Consider the following 16,564-nt stretch of genomic DNA (forward strand, 5'->3'; position numbering starts at 1 on the left):
CGTAGGCATGCACATTAATTATACAGAAGTTAATAAGTGGTAAACAGGTTGGCAATGACTGGTACATTTCATGGCAAAGGGTGGTACAAAACTTGGCAACGCTGGTACATTTCGCTGGCGGTAGTCATTGATGACTTAGGTAAAATTGTATTTATAACTACACACGCAGAATTAGCTCCGGTTACTTTTCGTTATAAAGTTGAAGCGATTGATTACATAGTAAAAAAGACACCTGAAGAATTACAAAACCGAATAATAGAAATTTTGAATGTGATTGGTGAGAGACAACATTTAAATTCAGAAGTAAAAAGACAATATACATTTAAAGTAGGTAGTAAAATGCGCTCAATCGCTTTAGATAATATTATATATTTCGAAAGTTTATCTCAGCCGCATAAAGTGGCAATCATTACTACAAATGGACATTATCAGTTCTATGAAAGTTTAAAGGCAATTGAAAAATCACATGAGGAATTTATCCGCGTTCACAAATCATTTATTGCGAATATAATGATGATTGAAAGTGTTAATCAAAAAGAAAAAATCATTACTTTTAAAAATGGTTTAACTTGTGATTTATCAGTAGCAAGAGCCAAAGAAGTACGTAAGCGACTAGAAGAAATGAGTATCAGACCATAAATAAGCACCGATAAATGCAGTTCTCCTGCATTTATCGGTGCTTTATTCTTTAATTAAAAGCAGTGTTTAAAAGAGTGTTTAAAGTGATTAAAGTGTTTAACCAGTGTATTGAATACCTTCGATATCTAACAATTTCATCTTTACATTAATCCCACCATTATAGCCTGTTAACGAACCATTCTTTCCGATGATACGGTGACACGGAATAATAATAGAAATTGGATTTTGGCCAACAGCGCCTCCAACTGCACGAACTGCTTTAGGATTGTTTATATTTTCAGCCAACGCTCCATAATGAATAGTTCGACCGTAAGGAACATCAAGTAATGCTTTCCAAATTGACTGCTGAAAAGGTGTTCCATTTTGGATGTCTAACACTAAATCAAACTCATTACGTGATCCTTGTGTGTATTCTTGAAGTTGTTTAATCGATTCTGCATTTATAGATTCATCTTCTTGGATAGTAAACCCCTTAAATAGCTTTTCCAAAATCGTTATATCTCCATCGTCTGGACTTACGTAAGCTAAGCCCTTTTCTGTTGAAGCAATCGTATATAACCGATTGAATACCGTATGAAAAGTGTAGTACAAAGTTGGGCTCAAGGTAAACTTCCTTTCTATATAATAACCATTTTATTTGTATCTCTATTATAACTCTTTAAGAATCATATTGAAATGAATGATAATTCATACCAGTCTATGTTAAAATAGTGATTAAAAGGAAATTTCTCCTTAGATATCATTGCATAGAACTAGCATTTAAGTTAAAGTATACATGTCGTGAAACATAGGTTTGTTTCACAAAAGGACTTATTTAAAAGGAGACGGTTATGACAGTCGAAGAATTTATCCAAGCCCTGAATGAAAAGGGCAGTCAATTAACTGAACAACAGATTAATCAGTTTGAACAGTATTACCACCTGTTAGTCGAGTGGAATAATAAGATTAACTTAACGGCAATTACTGAAAAGCCAGATGTGTATTTAAAGCATTTCTATGATTCATTAATGCCCTTATGGATGGCACCTGATTATTTTAAAGAGAATGCTACTTTATGTGATGTTGGCGCAGGGGCCGGCTTTCCAAGTATTCCAATGAAAATTGTACGCCCTGATTTAGACATTACAATTGTAGATTCATTGAACAAACGTATAACATTTTTAAACCTTTTAGCAGAGGAATTGAACTTAACAGGCGTTAAGGCTGTTCATGGTCGTGCAGAAGAAGTTGGACAAGACAAAGCCCACCGCGAACAATTCGATATCGTCACAGCAAGAGCTGTAGCAGCTTTAAACGTCTTAAGCGAATTGTGTTTACCATTAGCAAAAAAAGGTGGCTACTTCATTGCTCTGAAAGCACAAAGAGCTGACGAAGAAATCGTTAAAGCGAAAAAGGCTATCGCAACGCTTGGAGCGAAGTTTGAAGAGCAAATTAGCGAGATGTTACCCATTGAAGATAGTGAGCGTGAAATCTTAGTGATTCGCAAAACTTTAGAAACACCGAAGAAATATCCAAGACGTCCTGGTAAACCAGCCAAACAACCGTTATAACAAGGAGGAGATCGCATGAGTAAAATGATTGCAGTCGGTAATCAAAAGGGTGGTGTTGGTAAAACCACCACAACAGTTAACCTAGGAGCTGCTTTAGCAACTTTAGGTAAAAAAGTATTAATCATTGATTCTGATTCGCAAGGAAATGCGACGAGTGGTCTTGGGGTAGAAAGAAGCGCATTAGATGCAAGCTTGTATGAAGTACTCATTGATCAAATTCCAATTCAAGATGTCATCGTTGAAACAAGTCAAGATAACTTATGGATTGTACCGTCAAACATTCAACTTGCAGCTGCAGAGTTAGAACTAGTAAATATTGAAAACCGCGAGTCACGCCTGAAAGAAGCAGTGGCCCCGATTCGGAAAAATTATGATTATATCTTAATCGACTGCCCACCTTCATTAGGTCAATTATCAATTAATGCTTTTACCGCAAGTGATACAATTTTAATCCCAGTACAAGCTGAGTATTACGCGCTAGAAGGATTAACACAATTATTAAATACCATTCGTTTAGTTCAAAAAACTTATAATCGCAATTTCCGTATCGAGGGCGTGTTAATTACAATGCTCGATGCACGAACGAATTTAGGCTTTGAAGTGATGGATGAAGTACGTAAGTATTTCCATGAAAAAGTCTACCGCACAGTCATTCCAAGAAATATTCGCTTATCAGAAGCACCTTCTTATGGGCAATCAGTCATTGAATATGATTCTCGTTCAAGAGGTGCGGAGATGTATGTTGAACTGGCAAAGGAAGTGATTAGTAATGGCGAATAATAACCAACCTCGTAAACGAGGTGGCTTAGGCCGAGGTATGGATGCCTTGTTTTCAGCATATGAGGAAACTCCAGGCGAAAACGAAATCGTAGAAGAGATTCCATTAGATCAAATTCGTGCTAACCCCTATCAACCGCGTAAAACATTTAATCAGAAAGCTTTAAATGAATTAGCTGATTCGATTAAACAGTCCGGTGTATTTCAACCTGTAATTCTTAGAAAATCGACAATCAAAGGTTATGAATTAATCGCTGGTGAACGGCGTGTTCGTGCAAGTCGACTGGCAGGTAAAGAGACAATTCCAGGTATTGTTCGTGAACTAGATGAAGAACAAATGATTGAAATTGCAGTGGTAGAAAACCTACAACGTGAAGACTTGAGTCCTTTAGAAGAAGCTGAAGCATATAACATCTTGATGGAGAATCTTGATTTAACACAAGCGCAAGTGGCTGAAAGAATTGGTAAAAGTCGCCCATATATCGCCAATTACTTACGTCTATTATCATTACCAGATGAAATTAAGACAATGGTTGGGGAACAATTATCGATGGGACAAGCGCGTACAATCTTAGGTCTTAAAGATAAAGACCAACTGATTCCAGTCGCAAAACGTGTCGTAAGTGAAGGAATGACTGTTCGTCAACTCGAAGAATTAGTTCAATCATTAAATGATGAAGCTCCTAAAGAAGACAAAGAAAAAGAAAAAGCCAAAAAAGAAAAAGCCAAAAAACCACCCCATTATCTTGCGATTGAACAAGAAATGCAAGATTACTTTGGGACAGCTACGACAATTAATCAACGTGGTGAACGTGGTAAAATAGAAATTGAATTTTTATCTGAATCAGATTTAATTCGAATTTTAGATTTATTAAATATACATTTATAGGGAGTGGACAAGATGAATCGTAAAGAATTCGATAAACTCGATATTGTCGAAATGAAAAAACCACACGCTTGCCAAACAAACCGCTGGCAAATTATCCGTATGGGGATGGATATTCGTATACAATGTATGAATTGTAAGCATATTGTGACGATGACTCGGCGTGATTTTGAAAAGAAAATGAAAAAAGTACTAGAAAAAGCAGAATCTGCTGAATAAGTTTAAATAAAAGAAAGAGAGTGACTACATGGCATTAACAGCTGGTATTGTTGGCTTACCTAACGTTGGTAAATCAACACTTTTTAACGCAATTACAAAAGCAGGGGTTGAAGCAGCAAACTATCCGTTCGCGACGATTGACCCAAACGTTGGAGTGGTAGAAGTACCTGACAAACGTTTAACAGACATTACAGAAGTAGTAAAACCTAAGAAAACAATTCCAACAACTTTCGAATTTACAGATATCGCAGGGATTGTAAAGGGTGCAAGTAAAGGCGAAGGATTAGGAAACAAATTCTTAAGTAATATTCGCCAAGTGGACGCAATTTGTCACGTTGTTCGTTGTTTCGAAGACGAAAATATTACTCACGTTGACGGGAAAGTGGACCCACTTTCAGATATAGAGACAATCAACTTAGAGTTAATCTTAGCTGACTTGGAATCGATTGATAAGCGATTAACACGTGTTCAAAAATTAGCTAGAACTAAAGATAAAGATGCATTAATCGAGATGGATATCTTAGAACGCTTGAAAGATGCCCTTGAAAATGATCAATTAGCGAACTCAGTTGAATTCACTAAAGAAGAAGAGCCGATTGTGAAGAGCTTATTCTTATTGACACGCAAGAAAATGTTATACGTAGCGAATATTGGGGAGGAAGAAGTAAGCGATCCAAATTCAAATCCTCACCTACAAAAAGTAATTGAATTTGCTGCTACACAAGGAGCAGAAGTTGTTCCAGTATGTGCAAGTCTTGAAGAAGAAATTGCTATCTTGGATGACGAAGAAAAAGCAGTATTTTTAGAAGACTTTGGTTTGGAAGAATCAGGCTTAGACCGTTTAATTCAAAAAGCTTATACATTATTAGGTTTAGGAACTTACTTTACAGCAGGTGAGCAAGAAGTACGCGCTTGGACATTCAAAAAAGGAATGAAAGCTCCTCAAGCAGCTGGAGTGATTCACTCGGACTTCGAACGTGGATTCATCCGTGCTGAAACTGTTTCTTACGACCATTTAATGGAAGCTGGAAGCATGGCTCGGTCACGTGAATTAGGTTACTACCGTTCAGAAGGTAAAGAATATATTGTTAAAGACGGCGACATTATGTTATTTAGATTTAATGTCTAGATCGATCGGGGGAAATTATGTCAGAAGATAACAAAAAAGAATTCGAAGAACAAGACGTAGAAGTGACTAATGATGAAATTACTGAAGAATCAGTTGAAACGACTGAGGAAACAGAAGCGGTCATCGTTGAAGAAACCCAAGAAAAAAACGTTATTGCTGGGATTAAAGAAAGTCAGTTCGCAGAATTAACGAACAAAAATAAGCAATTTATGTTAAGTGTAGATAAAAAATTATCTGACCAATTGCACTATGAAGTTCAAGAACGTGTCTATGCTGAGATGGTGGATACGTTACTTGACGGACAAATCAATAGCCAAACTGCGCGTCAAATTTATGGAACACCGACAGAAACTGCTAACTTAATTATGGAACAAGAATTCCCAAATCCAGAAAATGCACCCGTTGAAAAGTCACCTGATTGGCAAATTGCTTTAGACGGTGGGTTAATGCTAGGTTCATTATTTACATTCATCACAGGAATTTCAATGTTGAATGCGGATGCGGGGACAACTTCTGCTTTCATGGGCTTAACTACTTTAATTATTAACTATATTGTTGCAGGTATTGCGATGTTAGTGACATCAAAAGTTATGCCAGATTTAGATGCACCTAAAGGTGAGCGTCGTTTATGGCGTTACTTTGGAGTGTCTATTGCCGCAATGTTTGGTTGGTTCTTAATCGTAAGTATCAGTGCCGTGTTACTTCCACCGGTACTGAACCCAGTCTTTGAACCAATGACTTATATCATTATTGCAGCTATAACTTTTGGTTTACGCTTCTTATTAAAGAGACAATTAAATATTCAAGGTGGGGTATTCTAACCACTTCAAATCAACCAATCAAGTTTAACTTGGTTGGTTTTTATTATAGATAGGAAAATTAACGAACATTCCATTTTTTTATGAAGAGAATGTTAAGTATTCGGTTGATAATAAAAATACAATATGGTAACTTTGTAAAAATATAGAAAAGACAAATATATAGGAGGATTTAAATGAACGCATGGAACACTAAATTTCAACGCGAAGGATATACATTTGATGATGTAATCCTCGTACCAGCAGAAAGTCATATTTTACCTAATGATGTTGATTTATCAGTAGAATTAGCCCCAAACTTAAAACTAAATATCCCAATTTTATCGGCAAGTATGGATACAGTTACCGAATCAGATATGGCGATAGCAATGGCACGCCAAGGAGGACTCGGTGTCATTCATAAGAACATGTCAATTGAAGCACAAGCTGAAGAAGTTCGCCGTGTTAAACGTTCAGAAAATGGTGTCATCTTAGATCCATTTTACTTAACTCCTCAACATATTGTTAGAGATGCTGAAGAGTTAATGTCTCGTTACCGCATTAGTGGTGTTCCAATTGTTAAATCTGAAACAGACTTAACTTTAGTAGGGATTATCACAAACCGTGATACTCGTTTCATTAACGATGACCAAGCTCAAATTTCTTCAGTGATGACTAGAGAAGCTTTAGTTACAGCACCTATTGGTACATCTTTAGAAGAAGCTGAACGTATCTTATTCAATCATCGTATCGAAAAATTACCTTTAGTGAATGACCAAGGTCACTTATCAGGATTAATTACGATTAAAGATATTGAAAAAGTAATCCAATATCCAAATGCAGCTAAAGATAGCCATGGACGCTTACTCGTTGCGGCAGCAATTGGTGTGACAAGTGATACATTTGAACGTGCACAAGCCTTAATTGACCAACAAGTGGATGCATTAGTTGTTGATACAGCCCATGGACATAGTGCAGGTGTCATTCGTAAAATTAAAGAAATTCGAGATACTTACCCAGATGTTACTATTATTGCTGGGAACGTTGCGACAGCTGAAGGTACACGTGCTTTATTCGATGTCGGTGTTGACGTTGTAAAAGTAGGTATCGGACCAGGCTCTATCTGTACAACGCGTGTTGTTGCAGGTGTTGGTGTACCTCAATTAACCGCAATTTATGAATCAGCTACTGCCGCTCGTGAATACGGGAAAGCAATTATTGCCGACGGTGGTATTAAATACTCAGGTGATATCGTCAAAGCAATCGCAGCTGGTGGAAATGCTGTCATGTTAGGTAGTATGTTAGCTGGTACGGATGAATCTCCTGGTGACTTTGAAATTTATCAAGGACGTCGTTTCAAAACGTACCGTGGTATGGGTAGTTTAGCGGCTATGGAAAAAGGATCAAGCGACCGTTACTTCCAATCTAAAAACGAAGCAAACAAACTTGTTCCAGAAGGAATCGAAGGGCGTGTTGCTTATAAAGGTAGCGCTCAAGATATCGTCTTCCAAATGCTAGGTGGAATTCGTGCTGGTATGGGTTATACTGGATCAGCAAACTTAAAAGCCTTACGCGAAGAAGCACAATTCATCCGCATGAGTGGTGCTGGACTTATCGAGTCTCACCCACATGACGTTAATATTACAAAAGAAGCACCAAACTACTCACGGGCATAATTTACAATTGTAAGTTTGGTAACCGAAAATACTCAACAATGTAGTGATTAATTAGCTATATTGTTGGGTTTTTTGTGTTTTTGGGAGCTTAGGGCAGGGAATTATATAAAAAGTGCCTTGAGAATTTTTCAGGGATGCAAAACGTGAGAAAAGTGCCTTGAGAAAATGCCAGAGCACTCAAACCACCGTATTCGACCTAATATGAATCTTTGATTATGAGACTGTGAACATTGTTTGATCTTTATATGAACATGGGGGTTATGACATGACAAGAATTTCGAGGGTGTTACAATGAGGTTGTAGTTAAGAAAAAAAGAAACCCGACGCACAATAATGAAAGGATGCGATACAAATGATTCGCAGAAACAGTCGGAACTTAAAATTAACAGCCACTTTATTAGCATCGTTGATGGCACTTGGTTTTGGACAAGTTCAAACCAACGCACAAGACTTTGTTAGACCTGAACCAGGAGACGAAGCCTATCTACCAAACTACTCACTCGTGGAGCAATATTTCCCAAGTGTAGATGCAGCCGTTGAATATGCGAATGCAAATTTCAATATTGATATTCATGCTGACTTTTATGTCACTATGGATGAAAACGGTGCTTACGTTTATTATGAACTTTTAGAGGACGTTGAAGAACCTGAGGAACCTGCACCTGACCCTGAAGAACCAGAAGAAGGTACTTATGTTGTTCAATCAGGCGATTCATTATATAGTATTGCCAATGAATATGATGTTAGCGTCCAAGATATTATTGACTGGAATAACTTAGACAATGATTTCTTACAAATCGGACAAGAATTAATCGTAGTAGATCCTGGTAACGGCGAAGACCCCGAAGAACCCGAAGAACCCGAACCCGATCCAGAGGAACCTGAAGATAATATTTACGTTGTACAATCAGGCGATTACTTATATGGAATTGCTAATCAATTCGGTATTAGCGTCCAAGATATTATTGACTGGAACGACTTAGAAAGTGATTTCTTACAAGTCGGACAAGAATTAATTGTAGTAGATCCTAGTAATGGTGAAGAACCTGAAGAGCCTGACCCAGATCCGGAAGAACCAGATGATAATATTTACGTTGTTCAATCCGGTGACTATTTATACCGAATCGCGAATGAATTTGGTATTACAGTCGATAATCTGATTGATTGGAATAACCTAGAAAGTAATAGCTTATTTGTTGGTCAAGAATTAATTGTTGTTGACCCAGATAATGGAGCGGAAGAACCAGACCCAGGCGATCCTGAAGACATTATTTATGTGGTTGAAGCGGGAGATTACTTATACCGTATCGCCGCTGAATTTGGGGTAACTGTTCAAGACATTATCGACTGGAATAATCTAGAAAGTAATGCCTTGCAAGTTGGTGACGAATTGATTATTAGACAATAATTGCTCATACTAAAGAAGTAAACAAATAATATGAACCACTAGTGGAAGGGCTAATTAAGTCTTTTTCACTGGTGGTTTTACTTATCTTGAATTATGAGCTCAAATTGTGAAAAACTTATGTCATTTTGACATCATTAATCGTAACTACTATTTTTTGTGTTTAAAAAAGGTATAATAGTTATTGAGTACATTTAATTGTAAAGAAGGAGGATTATGATGCGTATATTAGTAGCAGACGATGATCGCGAAATCGTAGATCTTTTAAATATTTATCTAAAAAATGAAGGTTATGAAGTTGTAAAAGCATTTAATGGTGAAGAAGCTTTAAATCAGTTAGAAGAAAGTCAAGAATTTGATTTGGTTATCTTAGATGTGATGATGCCAAAAGTAACGGGATTAGAAGTGGTTGAAGTGATGCGTGAAAAGGATATGAGCATTCCAGTAATTATGGTGAGTGCCAAATCAGCGGATCACGAGAAAATCGAAGGCCTATTTGCTGGAGCGGATGATTATGTAACCAAACCCTTTAATCCTTTAGAGGTGATGGCACGTGTGAAATCAATTCTACGCCGTCAACATAGTTATTCAGGAATGGAGACACCAGGAGATACAATTGAGGTTGGACCTTTAGTTATACGCCGGGATTCTCATGAAGTGAGAACAAATAGCGGTACTGAAATCCAATTGACAGCTCTAGAGTTTGGAATTTTATTTCTTTTATCAAGTAACCCAAACCGTGTCTTTAGTGCGGATGAAATCTTTGAAGAAGTATGGAATCAAGAAAGTGTTGTGAGTGCCAAAACCGTCATGGTTCACGTGAGTCATTTGCGTGATAAAATTGCTCAGGCAACTGGAGGAGACAAAGTCGTTCAGACTGTATGGGGAGTAGGCTATAAGGTTGAACGATGATAATAAACAAATCTTATCTACCCAATTAACACGTTCACAAAAGATTGATTTAATTCGTTATACCTCAAGTGTTCTCTTCATTGTATTCTTTGTATATTTAGGGATTATACTTGGCTTTGATATTGTAATTAATACCCGTTTAGATTTTCTACGTGGGGGGAATTTTTTCCAGTTTTTCCAGTTGTGGCGGATTCCTTATAACCAAATTATTACGCTTATCGTATTAAGTATCGGAGGACTCATTACATATCGCCGTATGGACAGACAGCGTAAAATGATGAAGATTGGTCGTGCTTTAGAGCATTTAAACTACATATCTGAAAATAATAAATACAATTACCGAATCGAGAGTACGCAAATTGGTGAATTGACAGATATTATCGATAGTATTAATCAACTGGTTGAAAGTACAGAACATTCACTTGAAGAGGAACGACGAGCGGAAGAGACGAAAGATGAGTTAATCGCAAATGTCAGTCATGATATTCGGACACCACTCACGTCAACGATTGGTTACTTAGATGCTGTGATTCATAAGCAGTATCAAAGTGAGGAAGAGAAAGATAGCTATATTGGGATAGCGTACGAGAAGGCGAAGATGATGCGAACGTTAGTGAATGATTTATTCTTATATATTGAATCAGGACAAGCAACGTATTCGCTTGAAGCTCAATCCATTCCTATCAAGTTTTTCTTTGAACAATTGGCAGCTGAATTTGAGTTAACAGGTGACGAGCAAGGCGTAGACATTGTTGTAGAAGTTTACCCAGAGGATTTATTCGTACAGATTGATGTCGATAAGATGGCAAGAGTGTTCAGTAATCTGATTTCTAATGCATTTAAATACGGTTTTGGAGATGTCATTCGCTTGCGCGCTTATAAATCGAGTGATGATGCGAGTGTCTATCTGGAAACGCGAAATAACGGTGAAATACTTGCGGAATCTGAGTATAAGAATATCTTTGAGCGGAGTTACCGAACTGAGAAATCAAGAACATCTGAGATTCCTGGAAGTGGTTTAGGACTTTCAATCGTAAAAAATATCGTTGATCTACATGACGGTTTGGTTTTTGCGACTGTGGAAGATAATGAAACTGTCTTTCGTATTAAATTAAAAAATATAGAAGAGAGTGGTGGCGAATGAAGTTAAGATATTTATTTGTCATTTTGTTAATCACCTCGTTTTTATTTCCGCAACAAAGTAGTCAGGCGCAATCAACTGCGCCAACGATCGATGCTATTTCGGCTATTTCAATTGATAGCGAGAACGGACAAGTCTTAATGAGCCAAAATGCAGACGAAATACTTCAAGTTGGTTCAATAAGTAAATTATTATCCGTTTATGTTGCTTTAAAAACAATTGAAGCACAAGATGAGTGGACACGCGAATCTATTGTTCCCATCTCAGATGAAGCATATCAATTGAGTCAAGATTATAATATTGGTAATGTGCCTTTAAGACAGGATTATAATTATACAGTCAATGAATTAGTCGAAGCTGTTTCAATTAATTTAGCAAATGGTGCCACACTTGCTTTAGCTGAAATGGTGGGAGAGACGGAAGCGGATTTTGTTAAAATGATGGAAACGCAGTTGTTAGAATGGGGCATTGAAGAATTTAACCTCATTAATTCAACAGGGTTAGAAGACAATGGTGAAACCAATGCCTTTTCTGCAGAAGTTGCAGCAATCATTGCCTATCATCTGGTCAATGACTTTCCGGATTATTTAGATTATAGTGATCAAGCAAAAGCAGTGTTTAAACCGAATACGGATGATGCGATTGATATGAATAATTATAACCAAATGCTAAAAGGAAAGCCTTATGAACGTGAAAACGTCCTAGGTTTAATGCCAGGATCTTCCGAACAAGACGGCAATAGCTTTGTCGGTTATTCGAATGAAGATGAGTTTGGTATAATTACAGTTGTATTAGGAACTGAAGATGAAGATACTCGCTATGAAGAGACAGATCGTCTCATGGACTACAGCTATAGTGCTTATATGAAAGAACTTGTTGTAAGCGAAGGGCAACCGACGACACAGGTGAATACCATCAAAGTAGAAGGTAGTTCCGAAAGTGAAGCGGAGCTTATCTACGGCGAAAATATGTCCTTAGTTGTTCCAATTATTGATACCGCTCCGCGTTTGGAGTACGAATTCTCAAGTAATGACGCTTTATTTGAAGATAGAAGCTATTTAGTGGCACCGGTTGAACAAGGAGAAGTCGTTGGAGAGATGACTATCTACGGTGCTGACACTGAATTTACGTATTTACCTTCGACGAAAGGGAACCACGTTCCAGTCGTTCAAGCAGAGCCCATTGAAGAAGCAGCCTGGTATGTGAATGGCTGGCATTCCTTCTCAAACGGCGTGAGTAATACGTGGGAGTCCACACGACGATTCTTCGTTGATTTGTTTAATTAGTCAGTGAATTAAGAAAGGATTGGATATAATGAGTCAATTTGAAAAAGCAATATTTGCTGGAGGGTGTTTCTGGTGTATGGTTCATCCATTTGATGAAATGGATGGAGTTGAAGCGGTTGTTTCAGGTTATACTGGAGGCCAGACTGAAAATCCGACCTATGTACAAGTAACAAGTGGTGAAACGAATCATACAGAAGCGGTTGAAATTACCTTTGATCCAGAAAAGATAACGTACCAACAATTGCTTGATATTTATTGGTCAAGTATGGACCCAACAGATGCGACGGGTCAATTTTATGACCGTGGAACATCTTATCGTCCTGTGATATTCGTTAATTCAGAAGAGCAACGTCAGTTAGCTAAAGAATCAAGAGAAGCCTTGGATAAGAGTGGACGATTTGGTAAACCTGTCGTTGTACCGGTTGAAGACGCAAAACCATTCTATGAAGCAGAAGATTATCATCAAGATTATTATAAGAAAAATCCTGAACACTATAATCGTTATACTATTGGGTCAGGACGAGCAGCGTTTGTTGAAAAACATAAACAATAATGAATAGAGTACGTCAATGAAGTTTCTAACAAATTAATTTTGTTGGAAACTTTTTTGTGGTTAGTTGGGTAAATGCTATAATAAGCTTAGTGAAAACCAAATAATTACTAAAGGAAGCGATGAGTATGATAATTAGAGCATTAGAAAAGAATGACTTACCTTCGATTCATATCATCAATAATGAGCGCGAGATGATGGCCTATTGGTTCGAAGAGCCCTATGAATCCCTTGATGAATTAGAACGATTATATGATAAGCACCTCTTCGATTCTTCTGAAAGACGCTTTGTCATTGAAGTCGCCGGTGAGTTTGTTGGGGTTGTTGAATTAATGGAAATCGATTATATTCATCGTAATTGCGAAATACAAATTATTGTCATTAAACGATTCCGTGGACAAGGCTTAGCACAAAAGGCTTTACGAAAAGGAATTGAGTATGCTTTTTCAATTTTAAATATGCATAAAGTATATTTAATTGTGGATGCAAATAATCATCCAGCGGTCCATATCTATAAAAAATTAGGCTTTAGACAAGAAGGAACAATGAAAGACCACTTCTATACAAATGGACAATATCGGGATGCTTACTTTATGGGTATCTTGAAAGACGAAGTAGAATTTGACTATGTAAAATAAAAAAGATCCACTACTGACCAAAATATCAGTAGTGGATTTTTTGTTGTACCAAGTATTAATAGAGTTCGTGAATGTCATCGAAGTTTTCGCGTTCTTGTTCAATTTGGGCTTTATTACCAATCACGGCAATGGTCCCTTTATCAATCACTGAGCGGAATCCTTCACTTAAGACAGTTAAGCTTGCTTCAGTTGTAGCTAAAACTTCTTCCTTAAGTTGAATCACATCAGCTGTCGTACGGCCCACTTGGTGACGAGAGAATGCACGCTTTCCTTTGTGATAAGCAGACAATGGTTGGTCTAAATTACTTAATGTACCAATGATTGCTTTTAGTAAGCTGGCGTCATCAAGTTGCAAGGTTTCAATAAAATCTGGAATCCCTTGATACGTTTGGATTGTCTTCTTAATATTAGGGTCGCGGTATGAACTTAATTGGAAATCTCCATTTAAGTTGTGACGGAACATCGAACCGTATGCGCCACCTTTAACTCGAATATTATTCCATAAGTAATCGTAACGTAAGAAAGTAGATAAGACGAGTGAAGATCCAGAATAAGTCAATTCATTCGTCGCGTCTGAGGCGAAACCAACATAGTTTACATCTTGAGCAGTAATAAAGGCTTCATTCTTTTTCTCGCCGGCTTCATACGTCACAGCAGCGCCTAAAGCGTCACTTCTTAAAGAAGCAAAAGCTTCGGTAAAGGTTGTTTTCACATCTTCTAAGCGATTTTCTTCACCAATATAAAGTGCATGAATACGTTGTTTATTTAATAAACGTTCTAACATATTTTGAAGTTTTTCACTTAAGTCACTCATATCATTGGCTTTAATTTGTTTTAAAAGCTCTTTCGTGAAATTAAATTGATCAATCCCGTTAATTAATTCCCCTAATTTGCTGACAGGTTTCACTTGGCTTAAGGCACGTGAAGCAGCGATCACATGAGCAGTGGAGTTAATATCATCTTCAAAATCAGACACATGACGTTGAGTGATATTTAATAATTCAGTTCGGTCAGTAAACTGAGTTCCTGTCATAATTTCATTAATTAACTCAACTAATTTAGTAAATGATGTTTCCAGTGATTTACCTCGTAATGTAAAGTAAGGTTTTGCTTCGCCAGTCACTGTTTCATAAACTACGACGCCCCCGTGAATACCACCCGTGTGTAAGTCAATTTGCGTTTGCAATTCTGCAACAGAATAATTTTCAGTCGGTAAGTCACCTAATAATTGGCTTAAATAACTTAATAATAAGTAATCTTCCCCTTCAAAGTCAGACACATCAAAGTATAGATCAAGGTAATCAATTCCAGAAGTAAATTGGTCCGCGTGATACAGTGTTGTTCCTTCGAATAAAGTACTTTCAGTTAAAGGATAATCTTCTGTTTCAGTGGATAAATCTTCTTTATCTAATGTCGGAATTGCCGCTAAATCCTCTGCTTTATCTGGAGCCTCTTGACGAGCGATGAGCGCTTGTGTTTGCTCAACTAATGTATCAATTTCTTGGTCAGAAAGGCTTGCTTTGTACTCTTGTAAAGCTTTGAATGTTTCTTTTTCAAAAGCATCATTTTTTCCAGGTTCAGCTTTTAATACGATGTTCACACGTCTAGTATTATTCAATAATTTATCTTGAATCAATTGTTCAAAGTAACCTTCTTCAGATAATTTTGCTAATAAATCAAGTTTATCTGAGAATTCCAGTGAAACGAAAGGAGATAAATCATATAACCATGTGTTTAATGAACTAATCGCATAAAGAACGCCGCGTGGATTACTTTCCGAGATGGCAGATTCTTTTAAGCGGAAAGTGATTTTGTTTAAGGCTGCTTGAATTAATTCTTTTGAGATACCATCTTTAACGATGTCTGTTAAAGTGGACTCAACCACTTCTTTAAAGCGGTCCATATTGTTTTTGTCACTATATTTTGCATCGATTGAGAAGACTGCAGGATAGCCGACTTGGAAGAAATCACCATTAATGTCCCCGCCAATTTCAGCTTCGAGTAAGGCTTTCTTTAAAGGCGCTTGATTATTACCAAATAAAATCTCAGCTAACACACGTAAACCGTGTTGCTCTAAGGAATCTGAAGCTGTTGCGGTATGCCAAGCAATCGCCAAGTAATCTTTTTTATTGGGGTCATCGCCGTCTGTAATTGAATAGGTTAATTCAACATCTTCTTCCTCAGGTTGAGTTGCTTCAAAAGTTAAATCAACGGCTGGCTCATCCAATTGACCTTTGCCATCAAAGTAAGAAGCAAGTAAGCTAAAAGCGTGATCCGTATCTAAATCTCCGTACAGAATCGTTAATGAGCTACTTGGATGGTAGTGTTTCTCATGGAAATCAAGAAAAGCTTCTTGTGTTAAAGACGGAATGGTAGATGGTAATCCACCTGATTCGAATTCATACGGTGTTCCTTTGTATAAATACTTTTGAATAGCTGTATACAATTGGCTGTCAGGTGAGGCTGTCGCACCTTTCATCTCATTATAAACAACACCCTTGTAGATTAAATCATCTTCAGCATTTTCTAAATGATAATGCCAACCCTCTTGTTCAAGAATTTGTGGATTTGAGTAAATCAGTGGTTGGAAGACCGCATCTAAATAAACGCTCATCAAATTCGAAAAATCTTTTTGATTAGTTGATGCGACGGGATAAATTGTCTTATCCGAGAAAGTCATCGCATTAACAAAGGTGTTTAAAGAACCTTTGATTAGTTCAACAAAAGGCTCTTTCGATGGGAATTTCTTTGAGCCGTTTAAGACCGAGTGTTCTAAGATGTGGGCAATCCCATTATCATCGTAAGGGGGTGTTTTGAAAGCAATTGTGAATGCTTTATTTGTGTCATCATTATCTAAGTGTAATACTTGAGCACCAGTTTCTTCATGCTCATATAACTTACCAATTGAATGAATATCGTTTAATTCTTTGGTTTCGATTAATTTAAAAGTCATACAATC

The 16,564-nt window shown here is 37.2% G+C and carries 16 protein-coding genes; 14 read left to right on the forward strand and 2 right to left on the reverse strand.

All coding sequences use genetic code 11. From position 1 onward, the window contains the following. Positions 1-54: 54 nt before the first annotated feature. The gene (locus tag FEZ33_RS08290) at positions 55-639 is read left to right on the forward strand and encodes a LytR/AlgR family response regulator transcription factor (RefSeq protein ID WP_235888798.1); all 585 of its coding nucleotides are present in this window, start codon (positions 55-57) and stop codon (positions 637-639) included. 96 nt (positions 640-735) lie between these two features. Here the strand turns inward: FEZ33_RS08290 and FEZ33_RS08295 are convergent, their stop codons facing one another. Continuing rightward, the gene (locus FEZ33_RS08295; RefSeq protein WP_328590783.1) at positions 736-1,242 is read right to left on the reverse strand and encodes a methylated-DNA--[protein]-cysteine S-methyltransferase; all 507 of its coding nucleotides are present in this window, start codon (positions 1,240-1,242) and stop codon (positions 736-738) included. A 227-nt stretch (positions 1,243-1,469) separates the two neighbouring features. Here FEZ33_RS08295 and rsmG point away from each other — a divergent pair, with 227 nt between their 5' ends. The 13 genes from rsmG (at position 1,470) to FEZ33_RS08360 (ending at position 13,605) form a co-directional block, all read left to right on the forward strand. Continuing rightward, positions 1,470-2,189 (forward strand): 16S rRNA (guanine(527)-N(7))-methyltransferase RsmG, encoded by a 720-nt coding sequence (gene rsmG, locus FEZ33_RS08300; protein WP_138404943.1) that lies wholly within the window; start codon positions 1,470-1,472, stop codon positions 2,187-2,189. Positions 2,190-2,204: 15 nt separating this feature from the next. Beyond that, the gene (locus FEZ33_RS08305; protein WP_138404944.1) at positions 2,205-2,969 is read left to right on the forward strand and encodes a ParA family protein; all 765 of its coding nucleotides are present in this window, start codon (positions 2,205-2,207) and stop codon (positions 2,967-2,969) included. Then, the gene (locus tag FEZ33_RS08310; RefSeq protein WP_138404945.1) at positions 2,959-3,855 is read left to right on the forward strand and encodes a ParB/RepB/Spo0J family partition protein; all 897 of its coding nucleotides are present in this window, start codon (positions 2,959-2,961) and stop codon (positions 3,853-3,855) included. Before FEZ33_RS08305 ends, FEZ33_RS08310 begins: the two co-directional genes overlap by 11 nt. A 12-nt stretch (positions 3,856-3,867) precedes the next feature. Beyond that, on the forward strand, positions 3,868-4,071 hold the full coding sequence (locus FEZ33_RS08315; protein WP_138404946.1) for a DUF951 domain-containing protein: 204 nt from the start codon (positions 3,868-3,870) through the stop codon (positions 4,069-4,071). Positions 4,072-4,099: 28 nt separating this feature from the next. Next, complete coding sequence (ychF, locus tag FEZ33_RS08320; protein ID WP_138404947.1) at positions 4,100-5,200, forward strand: redox-regulated ATPase YchF; 1,101 nt, start codon at positions 4,100-4,102, stop codon at positions 5,198-5,200. Positions 5,201-5,217: 17 nt separating this feature from the next. Continuing rightward, positions 5,218-6,021 (forward strand): DUF1129 domain-containing protein, encoded by an 804-nt coding sequence (locus tag FEZ33_RS08325; RefSeq protein WP_138404948.1) that lies wholly within the window; start codon positions 5,218-5,220, stop codon positions 6,019-6,021. A 173-nt stretch (positions 6,022-6,194) separates the two neighbouring features. Further along, positions 6,195-7,673 carry an IMP dehydrogenase gene (gene guaB / locus FEZ33_RS08330; protein WP_138404949.1) on the forward strand — a complete coding sequence of 493 codons (1,479 nt, stop codon included), beginning with the start codon at positions 6,195-6,197 and terminating at the stop codon, positions 7,671-7,673. Between the two features lie 352 nt (positions 7,674-8,025). Continuing rightward, a complete protein-coding gene (locus FEZ33_RS08335; RefSeq protein ID WP_138404950.1) occupies positions 8,026-9,081 on the forward strand; it encodes a LysM peptidoglycan-binding domain-containing protein in 1,056 nt (351 codons plus the stop codon). A gap of 216 nt (positions 9,082-9,297) precedes the next feature. Continuing rightward, on the forward strand, positions 9,298-9,990 hold the full coding sequence (locus FEZ33_RS08340) for a response regulator transcription factor (RefSeq protein WP_138404966.1): 693 nt from the start codon (positions 9,298-9,300) through the stop codon (positions 9,988-9,990). Continuing rightward, positions 9,980-11,134 (forward strand): sensor histidine kinase, encoded by a 1,155-nt coding sequence (locus FEZ33_RS08345; protein ID WP_138404951.1) that lies wholly within the window; start codon positions 9,980-9,982, stop codon positions 11,132-11,134. The genes FEZ33_RS08340 and FEZ33_RS08345 overlap by 11 nt, the downstream gene beginning before the upstream one ends. Beyond that, positions 11,131-12,417, forward strand: a complete 1,287-nt coding sequence (locus FEZ33_RS08350) for a D-alanyl-D-alanine carboxypeptidase family protein (RefSeq protein ID WP_138404952.1) — start codon at positions 11,131-11,133, stop codon at positions 12,415-12,417. The genes FEZ33_RS08345 and FEZ33_RS08350 overlap by 4 nt, the downstream gene beginning before the upstream one ends. Before the next feature lie 28 nt (positions 12,418-12,445). Continuing rightward, positions 12,446-12,970, forward strand: a complete 525-nt coding sequence (gene msrA / locus FEZ33_RS08355; protein ID WP_171031335.1) for a peptide-methionine (S)-S-oxide reductase MsrA — start codon at positions 12,446-12,448, stop codon at positions 12,968-12,970. A gap of 125 nt (positions 12,971-13,095) precedes the next feature. Then, positions 13,096-13,605 carry a GNAT family N-acetyltransferase gene (locus tag FEZ33_RS08360; protein ID WP_138404953.1) on the forward strand — a complete coding sequence of 170 codons (510 nt, stop codon included), beginning with the start codon at positions 13,096-13,098 and terminating at the stop codon, positions 13,603-13,605. Between the two features lie 55 nt (positions 13,606-13,660). Here FEZ33_RS08360 and FEZ33_RS08365 read toward each other — a convergent pair whose 3' ends face one another. Next, positions 13,661-16,558, reverse strand: coding sequence for an insulinase family protein (locus tag FEZ33_RS08365; RefSeq protein WP_138404954.1), 2,898 nt, complete (start codon positions 16,556-16,558; stop codon positions 13,661-13,663). Between the last annotated feature and the right edge of the window lie 6 nt (positions 16,559-16,564).

Source organism: Ruoffia tabacinasalis (genome assembly GCF_005864045.1).
GTDB lineage: Bacteria > Bacillota > Bacilli > Lactobacillales > Aerococcaceae > Ruoffia > Ruoffia tabacinasalis.